General features: G+C 63.2%; 14 protein-coding genes. 8 read left to right on the top strand and 6 right to left on the bottom strand.

Translation table 11 applies throughout. The features are described 5' to 3' along the window. Positions 1 to 262 precede the first annotated feature (262 nt). Both IEX64_RS19450 and IEX64_RS19445 read right to left on the bottom strand, forming a co-directional pair. Entirely contained in the window at positions 263 to 1231 is a 969-nt protein-coding gene (locus IEX64_RS19450; RefSeq protein WP_188822382.1) for a quinone oxidoreductase family protein, read from the bottom strand. 54 nt (positions 1232 to 1285) lie between these two features. Further along, the gene (locus IEX64_RS19445) at positions 1286 to 1696 is read right to left on the bottom strand and encodes a nuclear transport factor 2 family protein (RefSeq protein ID WP_308422617.1); all 411 of its coding nucleotides are present in this window, start codon (positions 1694 to 1696) and stop codon (positions 1286 to 1288) included. Between the two features lie 113 nt (positions 1697 to 1809). Here IEX64_RS19445 and IEX64_RS19440 point away from each other — a divergent pair, with 113 nt between their 5' ends. The 3 genes from IEX64_RS19440 (at position 1810) to IEX64_RS19430 (ending at position 3678) form a co-directional block, all read left to right on the top strand. Beyond that, on the top strand, positions 1810 to 2817 hold the full coding sequence (locus IEX64_RS19440) for an NADP-dependent oxidoreductase (RefSeq protein ID WP_188822380.1): 1008 nt from the start codon (positions 1810 to 1812) through the stop codon (positions 2815 to 2817). Then, positions 2814 to 3170: a Rieske (2Fe-2S) protein gene (locus IEX64_RS19435; RefSeq protein WP_188822378.1), complete on the top strand. Its 357-nt coding sequence runs from the start codon at positions 2814 to 2816 to the stop codon at positions 3168 to 3170. Before IEX64_RS19440 ends, IEX64_RS19435 begins: the two co-directional genes overlap by 4 nt. 79 nt (positions 3171 to 3249) lie before the next feature. Continuing rightward, positions 3250 to 3678 carry a nuclear transport factor 2 family protein gene (locus IEX64_RS19430; protein WP_188822376.1) on the top strand — a complete coding sequence of 143 codons (429 nt, stop codon included), beginning with the start codon at positions 3250 to 3252 and terminating at the stop codon, positions 3676 to 3678. A 165-nt stretch (positions 3679 to 3843) separates the two neighbouring features. Here IEX64_RS19430 and IEX64_RS19425 read toward each other — a convergent pair whose 3' ends face one another. Next, entirely contained in the window at positions 3844 to 6321 is a 2478-nt protein-coding gene (locus IEX64_RS19425; protein WP_188822374.1) for a TonB-dependent receptor, read from the bottom strand. A gap of 147 nt (positions 6322 to 6468) precedes the next feature. Here IEX64_RS19425 and IEX64_RS19420 point away from each other — a divergent pair, with 147 nt between their 5' ends. Both IEX64_RS19420 and IEX64_RS19415 read left to right on the top strand, forming a co-directional pair. Then, a complete protein-coding gene (locus IEX64_RS19420) occupies positions 6469 to 7476 on the top strand; it encodes an NADP-dependent oxidoreductase (protein WP_188822372.1) in 1008 nt (335 codons plus the stop codon). Beyond that, on the top strand, positions 7476 to 8276 hold the full coding sequence (locus IEX64_RS19415; RefSeq protein WP_188822370.1) for a ThuA domain-containing protein: 801 nt from the start codon (positions 7476 to 7478) through the stop codon (positions 8274 to 8276). The genes IEX64_RS19420 and IEX64_RS19415 overlap by 1 nt, the downstream gene beginning before the upstream one ends. Positions 8277 to 8280: 4 nt before the next feature. Here the strand turns inward: IEX64_RS19415 and IEX64_RS19410 are convergent, their stop codons facing one another. Next, complete coding sequence (locus IEX64_RS19410) at positions 8281 to 9045, bottom strand: SDR family NAD(P)-dependent oxidoreductase (protein ID WP_188822368.1); 765 nt, start codon at positions 9043 to 9045, stop codon at positions 8281 to 8283. 112 nt (positions 9046 to 9157) lie between these two features. Continuing rightward, positions 9158 to 11425, bottom strand: coding sequence for a TonB-dependent receptor (locus tag IEX64_RS19405; protein WP_188822365.1), 2268 nt, complete (start codon positions 11423 to 11425; stop codon positions 9158 to 9160). Between the two features lie 155 nt (positions 11426 to 11580). Here IEX64_RS19405 and IEX64_RS19400 point away from each other — a divergent pair, with 155 nt between their 5' ends. From IEX64_RS19400 to IEX64_RS19390, 3 genes are all read left to right on the top strand, one after another. Next, the gene (locus IEX64_RS19400; RefSeq protein ID WP_188822363.1) at positions 11581 to 12594 is read left to right on the top strand and encodes an NADP-dependent oxidoreductase; all 1014 of its coding nucleotides are present in this window, start codon (positions 11581 to 11583) and stop codon (positions 12592 to 12594) included. Beyond that, the gene (locus tag IEX64_RS19395; RefSeq protein ID WP_188822361.1) at positions 12591 to 13304 is read left to right on the top strand and encodes an SDR family NAD(P)-dependent oxidoreductase; all 714 of its coding nucleotides are present in this window, start codon (positions 12591 to 12593) and stop codon (positions 13302 to 13304) included. Before IEX64_RS19400 ends, IEX64_RS19395 begins: the two co-directional genes overlap by 4 nt. Positions 13305 to 13411: 107 nt before the next feature. Beyond that, positions 13412 to 14098: a hypothetical protein gene (locus IEX64_RS19390; protein ID WP_188822359.1), complete on the top strand. Its 687-nt coding sequence runs from the start codon at positions 13412 to 13414 to the stop codon at positions 14096 to 14098. A 76-nt stretch (positions 14099 to 14174) separates the two neighbouring features. Here IEX64_RS19390 and IEX64_RS19385 read toward each other — a convergent pair whose 3' ends face one another. After that, positions 14175 to 15359 carry an aromatic ring-hydroxylating oxygenase subunit alpha gene (locus tag IEX64_RS19385; RefSeq protein ID WP_188822357.1) on the bottom strand — a complete coding sequence of 395 codons (1185 nt, stop codon included), beginning with the start codon at positions 15357 to 15359 and terminating at the stop codon, positions 14175 to 14177. Positions 15360 to 15371 lie beyond the last annotated feature (12 nt).

The following is a 15371-nucleotide window of genomic DNA, read 5'->3' as shown; positions in this document are numbered from 1 at the left end:
CCACAGCGTCCGGCAGCATCGGCATCTCCGTCGTCAGGCTCCCAAGCCTTGCCCAACCCGGTTTTTGCGGGTCTCCAGCTGCGAGAAATCTGATCCGGTTCCGGTGCGTTTCGCGCCTTTCCTATCGAGAACAAGGAATGGGACGACTTGCCTCTCTATCGGTACGCTTCCGCCTCTGTGGACGCTGCCGGCGTGGTCTGCGCGGAGCCGCCGCCATGGTTAAGCGCAGACCACGCGCTTTTTCCGTTTCAGGATGCGGCGTTCAGCCGCCGACCTTCATCAGCACGCGGCCGAAGGGATGCCCGTCCGCCACGAACCGGTGCGCTTCCACGGCATCCGAAAGTGCATATTCGGCCGCGATCGGCATCTGAAGCTCGCCGTTTGCCATCTGCCGGGTGATATCGGCGAGCAGGGCGTGGACCCGCGGCGTATGCATGTCGCGTCCGAAGGAAATACCCACGACGTGAAGCGCCTTGCGGATGAGTTCGAAGAAGCTGAAGCTGGGCAGGGTACCGGTTGCTGCGCCAATCACGGCGTAGCGCCCATGCGGCTTGACGGCGCGCAGGAGGGCATCCTTGCCCTGGCCGCCGGCGAGATCGAGCACGAGATCGACGCCCTTGCCTCCGGTGATTTCCTTGCAGCGCGCGGCGATGTCTTCGTTGCGGTAGTCAATGCCATGGTGCAGGCCGAAAGGGACGATCTTGTCGAGACGAGCCTTGCTCGATGCCGTTCCGATCACCGTTGCACCTGCCTTGGACGCGAACTGTACCGCGGCGAGCCCGACCCCTCCGGCAGCGCCCTGCACCAGCACGAAATCGCCGGGCTTCATCTCGCCGTATTCGAACAGCGAGTCGTGCGCGGTGCCGAAGGCGACGGGAATCGTCGCGGCCAGTCGCAGGTCCATGCCTTCGGGTACCGGATAGGCATAGCGCTCGGGCACGGCGAACAGTTCGGCATGGCTGCCGTTCCAGTTGAAACCCAGCACCCGGTCGCCCGGCTGGAAACGGGTCACGGCCTCGCCCACGGCCTTCACCGTGCCGGCGGCCTGATAGCCGGGAATGAACGGCGTCTGCGGCGGCGGACTCACCAGCCGGTTGAGAAGATCTCCACCCTCGATGGATATCCATTCGACGGCGATGAGCACGGTATCGGGACCGACCTCGGGATCGGGAAGGTCGCCGTATTCCATGACTTCGGGGCCGCCGTTGCGGCTGTAGTGCACTGCTTTCATAATGCGATGGACCCTAACGGCAGGGTGTGACGCCTGCCATGCCTGCCGCTTGCCTCAGGCGGCAGCCTTCTTGGCTTCGCAGGCCGCGAGGAACGGCGCGGGATCGAAGTAATAGGGCTTGATCTCGCAACACTTGCCGTCGCGGAAGCGGAACATTTCGCACAGTTCGACGGGCTGCAGCTCTGGATCGGCAAAGCGCATGGTCAGCACGGCGATGGCGCAGTCTTCGCTGACCGGCAGTGCCGAGCGCTCGAGCGCAACGACGTCGACCATACCCATGACCTTGCCGTAGAGGTCCTTGAGGCCGTTCTTGCCGCGGAACTTGCCGGCCATCGGCAATCCGTCGGCCTCGTGCGCGACGAAGTCGTCGGTCAGCATCTCGGCTGCAGCTTCCCAATTCCCCACGCCGGTCGTGGCATAGAGGCGATCGACGAAGGCGGTGATTTCTTCGGGGGTCATGGTCATGGCTGGTTCGGGCTCCTCTCTTTATCGATGGCGATAGTGGCAAGCGCGGCTGATTGCCGAACCTAGCTATTCGAATAGCCTGCGCCTTGCGAAGGCAGCGTTAGAGAGGACGCATGGGAAAGGTTAAACAGATCCTGCTGGCGCGGCGCCCCGAAGGCGTGCCGAAGCTGGAAGACTTCGAATTGGCAGAGGCGGAAATGCCTGTGCCGGGAGAGGGCGAATTCCTCGTCGCAATGCGGGTCGGTTCGGTCGATCCGGCGATCCGCGGGTTTCTCGATGATCGGCCGAGCTATATCGAGCCGGTAGCCTTGGGCGCTCCGATCAACGGGATGTCGCTTGGCGAAGTGGTGGAATCCAACAATCCGGACTATCCGGTCGGAACATTCGTGCGCGCCTTTGCACACTGGTCGGATCACTATGTCCTCTCGGGCGACGCCTGGGGGATCGAGAAAGTCCATCCGCAACCCGGCGTCGATCTGCACCACTACATGGGCGCGCTGGGGCCTGTCGGGCTCACCGCGTGGGTCGGTCTTTTCGCGGTTGGCGAAGCGAAGCCGGGCGAGACCGTAGTCGTCAGCGCCGCGGCCGGCGCCACCGGCTCTACCGTCGGCCAGATTGCCAAGGCCAAGGGCTGCCGCGTCATCGGCATTGCCGGGTCCCCTGAGAAGGTCCAGGTCGTCAAGGATCTCGGCTTCGATGCCGCGATCGATTACCGCGCCACGCCGGACATTGCAGCCGAGATCGCCAAGGTCGCGCCCGATGGCGTGGACGTCTATTTCGACAATGTCGGCGGCGAGATGCTCGAAGCGATCCTGCCGCTGATGCGCCTGCACGGCCGCGTCGCGGTGTGCGGCATGATCGGCCAGTACAATGATGCCGATCACCCCTATGGCGTGAAGACGCTGTGGCAGCTCGTGGTGAACCGCATCAAGATGCAGGGCTTTATCACGTTCGACTATCCCGAGCTGCTGGGGCAGGCGCAGGCCGAACTCGATGGCTGGGTTGCCGAGGGCAAGCTCAGGCCGCTGGCCAATGTGCGGGATGGGTTCGAGAAGCTGCCCGAAGCCTTCATCGATCTGATGAGCGGGAAGACCATCGGCAAAACGCTGGTCCGGATATGACCGACACGACAATCTGGCTCTCGCTCTGCGCTGAAGCGGAGTTCCCCGAGGACGGCAAGCTGGCGAAGCAACTGGGCGGCTGGAGCGTGCTGGTCGTGCGCGGTGAGGACGGCTTCAGTGCTGTAAACGACCGATGTACCCATCAGGCGGCATTGCTGTCTCCGGGCCGCGTCCGGCGCGGGGCGATCATGTGCCCGCTTCACGGCGCCCGCTTCGAAGTGAAGACCGGGCGCTGCATCGGCGGTGCCTATGCCGATCTTCGCCGATTCGAGGTGCGGATTAGCGAGGGCACTATCGAAGTGGCCGTTCCCGATACGCCGCCGGGGCCGAACGAGCGCCCTGTAGCAACCTGATCCCTCTCACCTGTGACAGGTTCGCTCGCCGCGCGCGCAGCCTACCATGTATCGAAACAACCACGGGAGAGATCACGTTATGACATTCACCGGCCCGTTCGAGGACCGTCTGGCCATCCGCGAACTTCTTGAGGCCTATGCCGACGCCGTGACTCGGCGCGACGCCGAAGACTGGGGCGCCACCTGGGCCGAGGATGCGGAATGGTCGCTGCCCGACTATCCCGAGATCGGCACTACCAAAGGGCGCGGCGCCATCGTCGCCATGTGGAAAGAGGCCATGAAGGCCTATCCCGGCATCATGTTCGAGGCATGGCCGGGAGCGATCGAGATCGACGGCGATACCGCGACCATCCGTAGCTACACCACCGAGGTCTATGATCAGGAGGACGAGACCGTTCGCGATCGCGGCCTTTACGAGGATACCTGCGTGAAGATCGGCGGCAGCTGGTATTTCAAGTCGCGCTCTTTCCGGAACATTCACCGTCAGCGTTCGCCCAAGGGCTGCTGATACCCTATCGATAGCGAGATTGCTAACGCCCCGTCACCGACACCGGTGGCGGGGTTTTTGCATGGGCGATCGAGATGGTCGCCCTGTTCGCGAAGGGTGGGGGGCAGCAAAAAGGGCGGAGCCAAAGCCCCGCCCTCATGCGACCCTTTCGGGATCAGGCAAGCGTCAGAAACGTTTGGTGACTTCCACCATGACCGTGCGCGGCAGGCTGCCGAAACCGAGCTGGTCGGCCTTGACGCCTGCGGCCGTGCCGGTGCCACTGCCGGTCGAGGGACCATCGACCACGCCGGTGACATAGAACTGGTTGGTCAGGTTCTTGCCGATCAGCGCGATCTGCCAGTTGTCGTCGTGCGCGCCGACCCGAATGCCCGCATCGATCGTGACGTAGCTGTCCTGCTTGGAAAGCGGATTGCCGAAGCCCGAAGCGAGGTAGCTGTCCGAGTACTTGCTGTCGACGTTGATGCCCAGTTTGAGCGCGTCGCTGATCGGTGTCTGGTAACCCAGGCCCAGGCTTCCGGTCCATTCCGGCGCGACCGAGAGCGGGGCCCCGGTAAGGTTCTGGCGGGTGTTGCCGGCGAGAGTGCAGCCCTCGGTCGGCGTCTGGCCAGCATAGCATGGTGCCAGCGGGAAGCTGGTGTAGCGCGCCTTGTTGTAGTTGATCGAGCCGTGAATATCGAGGCCCGGCACCGCGAAGGGCGCGAACTGGAAGTCCACTTCCACGCCCTTGGTCCGGGCATCGGCGGTCAACGTCTGGAAGGCGAAGATCGGCGAGTTGAAGAAGTCGACCTGCAGGTCCTTGTACTTGTAGGTGAAGGCCGTGACGTTGAAACGCAGCTGGCGGTCGAGCAGCGTGGACTTGAAGCCGATTTCGAAGCCTTCGGCCTGTTCCGGGTTGAAGGTGAGGTCACCCTGCGGATTGGCCGAGAACTTGGAGTTGATGCCGCCGTTCGAGAAACCGCCGGACTTGTAGGCGGTCTTGTAGGCGCCATAGACCATGATGTCCTGCGCCGGCTTCCATGTCAGCGTCGCTTCGGGCGACCAGTTGGTGAAGTGCTGGCGGGCGTAAACTTCGCCCAGCCCGTCCGGATCGTTCTGATCGCGGAAGATCGTGGTCACGAGCGGGTTGTTGTAGGGCTGCGTGAAGAAGCTGTTCTTCGTCTCGTCCGTATAGCGGACGCCGCCCGCGAGTTCGAGCGTCGGCAGGATCTTGAAGGTTGCCTGGCCGAACATGGCCATGGTCTCGCCCTCGGTATAGCTCGACTTGGCGGTCGCGACATATTCGAAACCGTCGGGCGCCGCCGAGTTCGAAACGCCGGCGAACATGACGTACTGTTCGAAATCACGCTTGGTCTTCTGGTAGAGAGCGCCGAGCATCATGTTGAACGGGCCGTCGAACTGGGTAAGCGCGCGCAGTTCCTGGCTGAAGGCCTTCCAAGACGAGTTCTCGGTGGCCCAGGTGGCGCCGATACCATTCGAGGAATCCGCCGACTGGAAGTCGCAGGCGCAGGCCCAGCGGTTGTTGTTCCACTGGTAGTTTGTGACCGACGAGATCTGCAGCAGATCGGCGTCGTATTGCACGTTGAGCGTGCCGGCGGCCGAGCGGTACTTGTTGTACAGCGACCCGTCGCTCTTCGCATAGGGATAGTTGACCGCGATGTCTGCGGGCATGTCGTTCTGGTGTGAAACGAAGTCCTTGTCGCACTCATAGCCGTTGAGCTGCGAGGTCGAGCCGTTGCCGCAGGCATAGGCAACGTAGTTCCACGAGGAATTATTGACCGTATTGACGTCGACGCTGCCCTTGAGGCTGACGGTCAGGCGGCTGGTCGGTTCCCACTTGAGAGTACCGCGAGCGAGGAATTCCTCCTCGCCGGGCGCCTTGCGAGGAGCGGGCTTCGCAAGGTGCGAGGTGGGATCGCCGTTACCGCCGGCGAAGAGGCTCGCTGCGTCCACTTCGCTGTAATAGATATCCTGGGAAACGTTGCGGTAGTAGCCGCCGTCCATCTTGGAATAGCGGGCCGCGACGCGCACGCCGAGCGTGTCGGTCAGCGGGCCGGAGGCATAGCCTTCGACGCGGTACTGCTGGCTCTTGAACTCGTAACCGCCCTTCATCATGAATTCTGGGGCGCTGGTCGGGTCTGCGGTGGTGATCGAGATCACGCCCGCGGTCGCGTTCTTGCCGAAGAACAGCGCTTGCGGGCCCTTGAGCACTTCCACGCGGGCAAGGTCGAAGAAGCCTTCCTGAATCACGCGGCCCTGACCGTAGTAGGCGCCGTCGACGACGACGGCGACCGACTGTTCGATGCCGATCGAGGTCGACGAAGAGCCGATGCCGCGAAGGGTCAACTGCGCGCCCGAACCGTTGGAAGCACGGCCCACGTTGAACTGGGGCGTGATCGCAGCGATCTTCTCGACACTGGTCACGTCGCGGTTGACGATGTCCGCGGCGGAAATGGCGGAAACCGCGACCGGCACGTCCTGAACCGATTCCTGACGCTTGCGGGCTGTGACGACGATTTCCTGAACGCCGCCCTGTTGACCTGCGCTGGCCTGGTCCGGAGCTGCCTCCTGCGCCAGGGCAGGGGCTGCTGCCACCGACATTCCCAGAACAGTGCCTGCCAGCAACACAGATTTCGAGACGCGCATTTCAGATACCTCCCATGACTTCTTGTCTTAAGCGGCCCCTTACGCGGGGGCTTTCCCGGTTGCGGACTGTGTAAAGGGCTAGCCCTATCAGATTGATTAGGTGGCGCGCTCGCCTGCGCAGACGACGATGCCTGCAAGGAGAGTTGAATGACTGGCTATCGATACTGGCGGCTTGATCGCCATCCCGAGGGAAATACCAACTTCGCGCAGGCCCTGACTTTGTGCGAAGAAGAACCGGCAGCCCTGCAGGCCGGCGAAGTGCGCGTCGCAGTCGAGTGGCTTTCGATGGACGCCGGCACCCGGATGTGGATGAGCCCGCGTACCGATGGCTACCAGCCGCCGCTTCCTCTGGGCTCGAAGATGGTGGGGCTGGTGCTGGGCCGTGTGATCGAGAGCGACGATCCCGGCTTTCCCTTGGGCGCCCTGGTGCGCGGCTTCGGACAGTGGGCCGAACAAGCCGTCGTTTCGCCTGCACTCGCCGGGCTGGAGTGCGTTGACGATACGGTATCCGATCTACGGCAGCACTTCGGCGCGCTCGGCATGAATGCCTGGACGGCATACGTCGGCGTCAAAGAAGTGGCGCGCGTGAAAGAGGGAGAGTGGCTCGCCGTATCGGCCGCTGCCGGGGCGACCGGAAGCCTGGCCTGCCAGATCGGGCGGATACTGGGCGCGAGGGTGGTCGGCATCGCTGGCGGCCCGGAAAAGTGCCGCTTTCTGACCGATGAGATCGGCGTCGATATGGCGATCGACTATCGAAATGAGGACGTCGAGGGGCGCCTCGCGACGATAGATGGCGGCATCAATGCCTTTTTCGACAATGTCGGCGGTCCCATTCTCGATGCCGTGCTGCCCAACATGGCGCACTACGGCCGGATTGCCATTTGCGGGATGATCGCCGGCTACGAGAACGACAAGCCGATGCCGGGCCCGGCCCGCTTCGACCAGATCCTGATGCGGCGGTTGCGCGTCGAAGGGTTCTTCATCCCCGACTTCCTCGAACGCGGTGCTGAGTTCATGCCACAACTGCGCGAATGGCTCGATGCGGGGAACCTGACCATGCATTTCGATGAGACGCAGGGGATCGAGAATGTCCTGACGGCCTATGAGCGTATGTTGACGGGCAAGAACATCGGCAAGGTGCTGGTAAAGCTCTGATGCCGATCATTCATCACCGCGCGCCGCTGCAATGTCTCGTCGCTGTTCGTGGCCATCCGTTCGACCGCACCGCCTTTGATGCGCTGTTTCAGGCCATGGACGGCATCAGTGCGACAATGGTGGATCAGCCCGCTGCCGCCAGCCTGATGAATCCGGAGGGCATGCGCGGCTTCGACGTGCTCGTGCTCTACGACATGCCCGGTCTCGATTTCGAGGCGGGCGAGGGCGCTCCGGCCTATCTTGAACCGCCGCAGGACCTCTCGCTCGGCATGCGCGCGCTGTTCGAGGCAGGCAAGGGCGTCGTCGCGTTGCATCATGCGCTGGCGGGTTGGCCGACCTGGCCCGAATATCACGAATGGATGGGCGGACAGTTCCTCTACCATCCCGGCAAGGTACGGGGCGCGCCCGTGCCTGACAGCGGGTATGCCCATGAGGTCACCTACGAGGCGGAGGTTCTGGCGGATCATCCGGTCACGGCAGGTTTGCCGCAGCGCTTTACGCTGACCGATGAGCCCTATCTGGCGCAAGTCTTCGTCGACGACGTCGAGCCTTTGCTGCGCGCGGACATACCGTTCACGCGCGACCGGTTCTATTCGGCCGATCTTGCGGTGCAGGGGCAGATGTATGCGCGCGAGGGGTGGGAACACCCGCCCGGAAGCGACCTCATCGGCTGGACGCGTCAGGTGGTGAACAGCAGGCTTGTCTATCTCCAGCCGGGGGATGGACCATCGGCCTACGACAACCCGCACTATCGGCAGCTGGTGGAGAACGCCATCCGCTGGGTGGCCCCCTCCACCTGAGCGATTACATCGCGGTCACACCGCCATCTACGGTGAATTCGGCGCCGGTCACGTAGTTCGCCTCGTCGGAGGCGAGGAACAGGTTCATGTTGGCAATGTCGAGCGGGGTGCCCAGCCGCTTCATCGGCACGCTGGCGACGATTTCCTTAAACCCTTCCGGATTGTCGCGGCGGGCGACATCCTGCATGGCCGTTTCCATCATGCCGGGGTGAACCGAGTTGCAGCGAATGCCCTCGGCCGCGCACTCCATGGCCACGACCTTGGAAAATATCCGCACACCGCCCTTGGCTGCCCCATAGGCACCGCAGGCCGGCACACCGACAAGGCCGCCGATCGAGGAGAGGTTGATGATCGATCCGCCATGGCCGACCTTGCGCATCAGCTCGACGGCGCGCTTGGTGCCGTAGAACACGCTGTCCAGATTGACCCTGTTCTGCTTTTCCCAGTCGGCTGCGGTCAGCATTGTCAGCGGCTTCAGGATTGCGATACCGGCGTTGTTGACCAGCACGTCGAGCCGGCCGTGGCCTTTCTCGATGGCGAAGAACACCTTGTCCCAATCCGCCTCGCTGGTGACGTCCTGGACTAGCGCCTCCGCCTTGCCGCCGGCAGCGCGGATGCTGTCGGCAACGGCCTCGGCACCGGCCGCGTCTAGATCGGTCAGGTAAACGAACGCGCCTTCTTCGGCAAAGCGCTGCGCGGTCGCTGCGCCCAGGCCCCGCTCATTGCCGGCCCCGGTTACCAGAGTGATCTTGCCTTCGAGACGGCCCATCTGCTTGCTCCTTGGTCAAATGGTTGATGCACAAAAGAAAAGGGATGTGCGGCGAGAGAGAAGAGCCGCACACCCCTTGAAGAATCGACGGTCTCCCGGTCGGGGTGGTCGATCAGTACCTGAAGCCGATCGTCGCACCGTAGGTGCGCGGCTCGAGCGCCATGCCGAACGACCACAGTCCGGCCACCGTGAAGGCGTGGGTGGTGGTCTTCTCGTTCGCCAGGTTGCGGCCGAAGACGCGGAAGTAGGCTTCCTTGTCTCCCAGATCGAAGTTGAAGGTCAGGCTCGCGTCGACGAGGTCCTGTGTGGTCGTGCGCACGCGCGGGTCGTTGCCATTGACGATGACTTGCGTGACATTGCCCGAACCGTCGGTGATCGGCGTCAGCGACGCGGCGGAGATCTGCTCGTCATACGGGCTGATGTGGCGCCATCCGGCGGTCGCTGCGACCGAACCGAAGCTGGTCGGCACTTCGTAGTCCGCATTCAGCGAGGCGGTAAACTTCGGCGCGTAGATCAGGCGGTTCGCGGAGTAGTCGAACGGCACGATCTGGGTGCCATAGACGCCATCGGTGATGAAGTTGCGGAAGTGCGATTTCATGTAGGCGCCCGATGCGGTGAGGCGCAGGCGCGAGGAAACGCGCAGCGAGCCGTCGAACTCGATGCCCTTGATGATGGCGCCGCCCGGAACGTTGCCGGTAATCGTCTGGTTGCCCGTCGGGCCCCCCGGCAGCGTCAGGTTCTGCTGCATGTCCTTGTAGTCGGAAATGTAGCCGGCGAGGTTGAGATCGAGCCTGCGGTCGAACAGCGACAGCTTGGCGCCGATTTCATAGGCATCGACAGTCTCGGGCTGGAACGGCGTGCTCGCGGTTTCTGCCGTTGCCGCACGCGGGCTGAAGCCGCCCGAACGATAGCCGCGCGACCAGCTGGCGTAGAGCATCGTGTCGTTGTTGGGGCGATAGTCGATGCCCACCTTCGGAGTGAACTTGCTGAAGTTCGCGTCACCGGTGCCGATCAGGCCGAGCTGTCCGAAGCTGTTGGTCAGCTTCTTGTTGTCGTGCGACCAGCGACCGCCGAACGAGAGGCGCCACTTGTCGGCAAAGGCCCAGTTGAAGTCGCCGAACACGGCATAGCTGGTGGTGCTGCCTTCGACCATCTGCGGGTTCTGGTCGAATTCCGTGGGCGGAACGTCAGGCGAGAAGCCGAACACGCGGGACCACTGGGTCAGGTCGTAGTTCGAGTCGAAGAAGAACGCGCCAACGACGTAGTCGAAGCCGTCGAACAGCCCGCCGGCAGCGCGCAGTTCCTGGCTCCACTGGGTGTAGTGCTGGCGGCGATCGACATAGTAGAGGTCGACGGACGACCCGTCGAAATCCTGCGTCTGCTTCTCGCGGCTGTGACGCCAGCCGGTGATCGAGGTGAGCGTTACGTCGCCCAGATCGAAGTTCATTTGCAGCGTGGCGTTGGGGGCGTTGTAGTCGCTCGTCGCGGCCGCACCGAACGTCGTGTAGAGGTCGGTCGTGGTGTTGCGGTTGCACTCTTCGGCGGGCTCGAATGCGCAGAACACTTCGCTGCTGTTCGCAAGGTTGCTGACCACCGGGTCGAAGGTCTGCTCCACGTTCTCGACGGTGATCTGGGCGTCGAAGGCCGAACCAATGGGCTTGTAGATCAGGCTGGCGCCGTAGCTGTCGCCCTTGCTCCAGCCGGCGCTCGTGTCGCGTGTCTTGTTGTAGTAAAAGCCGTCGGTTTCGTTGTGGAAGTACCAGGCCTTGATGCCCCAGTTTTCGCCATCGCCGTAGTTGAGAATGGCCTTGGCGGACCATGTGTTCCAGCGGCCGTAGGTCAGTTCGGCCTTCACGCCCGGTTCCATGGTCGGCTTGGTGCGGGTGATGCTGATGACACCGCCGATGGTGTTGGCGCCGAACAGCGTGCCCTGCGGACCGCGCAGAACCTCGATCTGGGCGATGTCGAAGGCATCCTGCAACTGACCGGTATTGGTGCCGATGGTCACACCGTCGACAACCACACCGACGGTCGGCGTCTGGGACTTCTCGACGTCGGCATAGGTCAGGCCGCGGATCGAGATGTTGGCGGCCTGTGCGCCCGAGTTCTGCTGGGTGATCAGCAGGCCCGGAGCGGCGCCCTGGAGATCGCCGATGTTAACGGCCGCCTTGTTTTCCAGCATCGAGGCGTCGACCGCGGTGATGGCGATCGGCGTGTCCTGAAGCGTCTCGTCGCGGCGGCGTGCCGAAACGATGATTTCATTCGGGTCGACAGCAGCTGTCTCGGCGCTGTCTTGAGCCATGGCCGGAACGGAAAAGCCGCAGAAGGCGGTGGTGCAGAGCGCAAGAACCCACGCTCCGCGAAAACGTGCGGATGCCATCAGATATCCTCCCTTGCGGCTCGATTTTTCGAGACCGCTGTAAATTGCATCGCCGTTATGCAACGCTTCGTCGAGAAACAGACCTGCCACTATGATCAGGTGCGGCGAGAAATGTGATTGCCGAGGAACGTCTGCAATCGCGATGGAGAGATGACATGTCTGAAAACCGGCGTTTCCTGCTGATGCGCAGACCCGAAGGCACCCCGGAAGAAATCGATTTTGCTCTGCAATCGAGCGAAATTCCTGCGCCGCCCCCCGGTGGGATCGTGGTCCGTAACCGTTTTGCGTCGCTGGATCCGGCGCAGCGCGGATGGATGGACGATGCGGAAAGCTACATGCCGCCGATCCCGCTCGGAGATCCGGTAAGGGCGACGACGGTGGGTGTAGTGCACGCCTCGGACAATCCGGACTTTGCCGTCGGGCAGTGGGTCATGGGGCTGAACGCGCTCGAGGACTATTCGGTCGCCTCCCCCGGCGGCTTCACCATGCCGATCGATGCCGATGCGGTCGCCTCGCCTTCGAACTATCTGTCGGCACTGGGGGCCGTGGGGCTCACGGCCTATTTCGGCCTGCTGGAAGTGGCGCAGCCGCAGGCGGGGGAAACGCTGCTGGTCTCGGGCGCGGCGGGTGCGGTCGGCTCGGCGGTAGGTCAGATCGGCAAGATCAAGGGGTGCAGGGTCGTCGGCATCGCCGGCGGACCGGAAAAGTGCCGCCGCCTGATCGATGACTACGGCTTCGATGCGGCCATCGACTACAAGGGCAAGGATCACGAGGCTCTGGTCGAGGCGATTGCCGAAGCGGCTCCGGACGGCGCCAACATGGTCTTCGAGAACGTGGGCGGCCCGGTGATGGAGGCCGAGGTGTTCAACCTGGCGCACCATGCCCGCATCGTTCTGTGCGGCCTGATCAGCGAGTACAACGCGCCCGAGAAGGTAGGTCTGCGTAACCTGTGGCAAGTGCTGGCCCGGCGCGCGACGATCCATGGTTTTCTCATTGCCGATTATGCCGAGCGCTTTGCCGAAGGCGGCGCGCAAATGGCGCAGTGGCTCGCCGAAGGAAAGCTGCGCATGGACGAGGACGTGCAGAAGGGGCTGGAGAATGCCTATCCCGCCTTCATGCGGCTGTTTACCGGAGCCAATACCGGCAAGCTCGTGCTGAAGATCGCATGAGCGGCCGGCTGCATGGCCGCCGTGCCATCGTTACCGGTGCCGGATCGGGCATAGGCGCTGCTGTCGCGGCAAAGTTGCTTGCGGACGGCGCAGAGGTGTTCACGGCCGATGTGCAGGGCGATGTGGACTTTACGGCGGATCTGACCCGAGACGCCGTAAACACACGCCTTGTCGCGGAGGCTGTGGAGGCGATGGGAGGGCTCGACACCGTCGTACCCTGTGCCGGCGTCAGCGCCTTTCACCCGCTTGAAGGTCACGACGACGCCTATTTCCTGCGGGTGCTGGATGTGAACCTGATCGCGGTGTTCCGGCTCGTGCGCGAGGCGACACCGCATCTGAAGGCCCATGGGGCCGGGCGCATCGTCACGATCGGGTCGACGACGTCGAGCTATGGTGACGAGGGGCTGTGCGCCTACGCGGCCTCCAAGCATGCTGTGCTCGGTTTCACCAAGTCCGTCGCAGCCGAGCTTGGCCCGTTCGGGGTTACGGCAACGTGCGTCCAGCCGGGCGCCATTGCCACGCCCATGACCGCCCCGGCTTTCGAGCAGATGCCCGAATACCAGACCTTCTGGGAAAACAAGGCGCCGCTGCGGCGTCTGGGCCGGCCAGAGGACATCGCCGATGTCGTGGCCTTCCTGTGCAGCAAGGCCGCGCGCTTCGTCTCCGGACATGGCCTATGGGTCGATGGCGGCGCGATGGGACGGCATTGAAGAAACTAGCGCGGTTCGGCGTTACACACTGAGGTAATCGGCCGACTGCGGCGTCTGTTCAGCATTCCACGGCAAAGTCCATCTGCGGGAAGGCTGGATCGATGCGCTTGAACCTGATTGTCCTGGGCCTGGCTCTTCAGGCCTGCTCTACGCCGGCGCTTGCGGCGGAAGCGAGTGTCATCGGGGCTTCGGCGGAGGCCGCCATGCCTGCAAGCGTTGCCTGGTCGGTGACGGATCGGGCCATCATCAACAAGGCCAAGACGCGAAGCCTCGCCAACGACAGCGGTACCGACGGGTGGGGGCTGGAGTACGTCTCGCTGCGGTCACTGCATCTGGATGGCTTGCCGCTTGTCGCCACGCGGCTGAAGATTCACGCGCGCCACCTGAAATTCGCTGCCTGGCATTATGTGGGGACGGATACGGCACTGGGCCTTAGCGCCTTTGCCGGAACGACGAGCCGGCTCGATCGGTCCTCCTCGATTTTCCCCAAAAAGACCAAGGCCCAATATGCGGGCGTGGAGCTGGCTCTGGTGCAGGGCGAAAACTGGCGGCTGCGCGGCGACGTGTTCTATCAGGGCGGCTGGGGTGGACGCTCGCTTGAAGCGGATGCCATCCGCATGACCAACGGGGAACCGGCCAAGGCACGCGGCCTGCGCGCGACGCTGGAAGTTCCCGTTGCCGAGAGCGGCGCGATGCTCAGCCTCGTCGCGGACGTGGGGCCGAAAGCCCTGGCGCCGGGAGAACCTGTTCACCATCGCCGGCAATTGGGCCTCGGGCTGACAGCCTCGTTCTGACGCAGCCCTTCAAACAGAGCAAAAGGGCGACAGGTTGCCCCGCCGCCCTTGCTGGGAGAGCTGGTGAGTGCGTGACCTATCCCTTCATGACCGGCGCAGGCGTCTGGCCAGTCTCGTCGAGATAGTAATCCACCCACTTGTGGAAGAACTGGTTGCCCGGCTCGTTGCGGCCGAACACCTGATGGGTCATGGCGCCGCTTTCGAGCCCGTTCTGGACCTGCAGGCCCAGCAGATAGTCTTCCTCCTCCACGACGTTGAAGAAGAAGTCGCACATCTCGTCGAGGGACTTGAGGCCTTCCTCGGTTTCGGGTTTCTTCGGGAAGCAGTAGTTCATCACGGTTACGTTCTTATCCGGCGCATCCCCCGGGAAAAGCTGCGCGAACTGGCACATCTCGGGCGCTAGGAAGAGCGCGAAGTTGGGGAACAGCATGCGGATGAAATCGTAGCCGTTGTTCTCCTGCTTGCCCCAGTCCTCGCGCGGGAGGTCGTGAAGGCGGGTGATCGCGTTCTGCGGAAAGCCGATCAGGATGTGTGGTCCGTGCCCCTCGTAGATCGCCCGGTTTGAGGGCGAGCGGGTGGCCACCGTGTTCGTGTGCGCCGCCTGGAAGTGATAGCCTTCCAGATAGCCGTCGTAGGCGACCTTCCAGTTGGCGCCGTGCATGACCTTGCTCTTGTGGAAGTACCACTTTTCCAGTTCGAGGTCGGCGAAGTACTCGTACATGTCACCCAGCCAAGCCCTGGCATCGATTTCCAGACCTGGCGTGAGGATCACGAAGATCATGCCCGCCACTTCATCGCAGGGCAGTTCAGTCATGTTCAGGGTGGAGCGGTCGACGTCGCCGAAGGTGCTCGCTTCGGCAATGCCCATAAGATTGCCGTCGTTGGCGTAGGTCCAGCCATGGTAGGGGCAGGCGAAAGCCTTGCAGTTGCCCCGGCCTTCGGGCGCAAGGTGCGCGGCGCGGTGCTTGCAGACGTTGAGGAACGCGCGGGCCTTGCCGTCCTTGGCGCGCGTGATGACGACGGGCATGCCCATCACGTCCATCGCCTTGTAGTCGTTGACTTCGGGCAGCTCGATGGTGAGCGCCAGCATCAGCGGAACGCGCTTGAAGATGCGCTCCTTCTCGCGCTCCCAGCGCTTGGCGTCGAGGTAGTTGGTGACGGGCACATGGAAGACCTCGGGCGCCTGATCGGTCGTTCGGGTCTCAACGAAATTGAGCATCCGTTCGGCGGCGTTGGCGTACTTGTCGAAATTCTCGGTCATCGGGGGGCTCCC

Source organism: Novosphingobium indicum (genome assembly GCF_014645195.1).
GTDB classification, from domain to species: Bacteria; Pseudomonadota; Alphaproteobacteria; order Sphingomonadales; family Sphingomonadaceae; genus Novosphingobium; species Novosphingobium indicum.
Note: the sequence above shows the minus strand (reverse complement) of the source record. Positions and strands in the feature narration are given on the sequence as shown.

Excerpts from the sequence above, each read along its gene's own strand:
- IEX64_RS19450 (WP_188822382.1), bottom strand. The coding sequence starts at position 1,231 with ATGAAAGCAGTGCACTACAGCCGCAACGGCGGCCCCGAAGTCATGGAA.
- IEX64_RS19445 (WP_308422617.1), bottom strand. The coding sequence starts at position 1,696 with ATGACCATGACCCCCGAAGAAATCACCGCCTTCGTCGATCGCCTCTAT.
- IEX64_RS19440 (WP_188822380.1), top strand. The coding sequence starts at position 1,810 with ATGGGAAAGGTTAAACAGATCCTGCTGGCGCGGCGCCCCGAAGGCGTG.
- IEX64_RS19435 (WP_188822378.1), top strand. The coding sequence starts at position 2,814 with ATGACCGACACGACAATCTGGCTCTCGCTCTGCGCTGAAGCGGAGTTC.
- IEX64_RS19430 (WP_188822376.1), top strand. The coding sequence starts at position 3,250 with ATGACATTCACCGGCCCGTTCGAGGACCGTCTGGCCATCCGCGAACTT.
- IEX64_RS19425 (WP_188822374.1), bottom strand. The coding sequence starts at position 6,321 with ATGCGCGTCTCGAAATCTGTGTTGCTGGCAGGCACTGTTCTGGGAATG.
- IEX64_RS19420 (WP_188822372.1), top strand. The coding sequence starts at position 6,469 with ATGACTGGCTATCGATACTGGCGGCTTGATCGCCATCCCGAGGGAAAT.
- IEX64_RS19415 (WP_188822370.1), top strand. The coding sequence starts at position 7,476 with ATGCCGATCATTCATCACCGCGCGCCGCTGCAATGTCTCGTCGCTGTT.
- IEX64_RS19410 (WP_188822368.1), bottom strand. The coding sequence starts at position 9,045 with ATGGGCCGTCTCGAAGGCAAGATCACTCTGGTAACCGGGGCCGGCAAT.
- IEX64_RS19405 (WP_188822365.1), bottom strand. The coding sequence starts at position 11,425 with ATGGCATCCGCACGTTTTCGCGGAGCGTGGGTTCTTGCGCTCTGCACC.
- IEX64_RS19400 (WP_188822363.1), top strand. The coding sequence starts at position 11,581 with ATGTCTGAAAACCGGCGTTTCCTGCTGATGCGCAGACCCGAAGGCACC.
- IEX64_RS19395 (WP_188822361.1), top strand. The coding sequence starts at position 12,591 with ATGAGCGGCCGGCTGCATGGCCGCCGTGCCATCGTTACCGGTGCCGGA.
- IEX64_RS19385 (WP_188822357.1), bottom strand. The coding sequence starts at position 15,359 with ATGACCGAGAATTTCGACAAGTACGCCAACGCCGCCGAACGGATGCTC.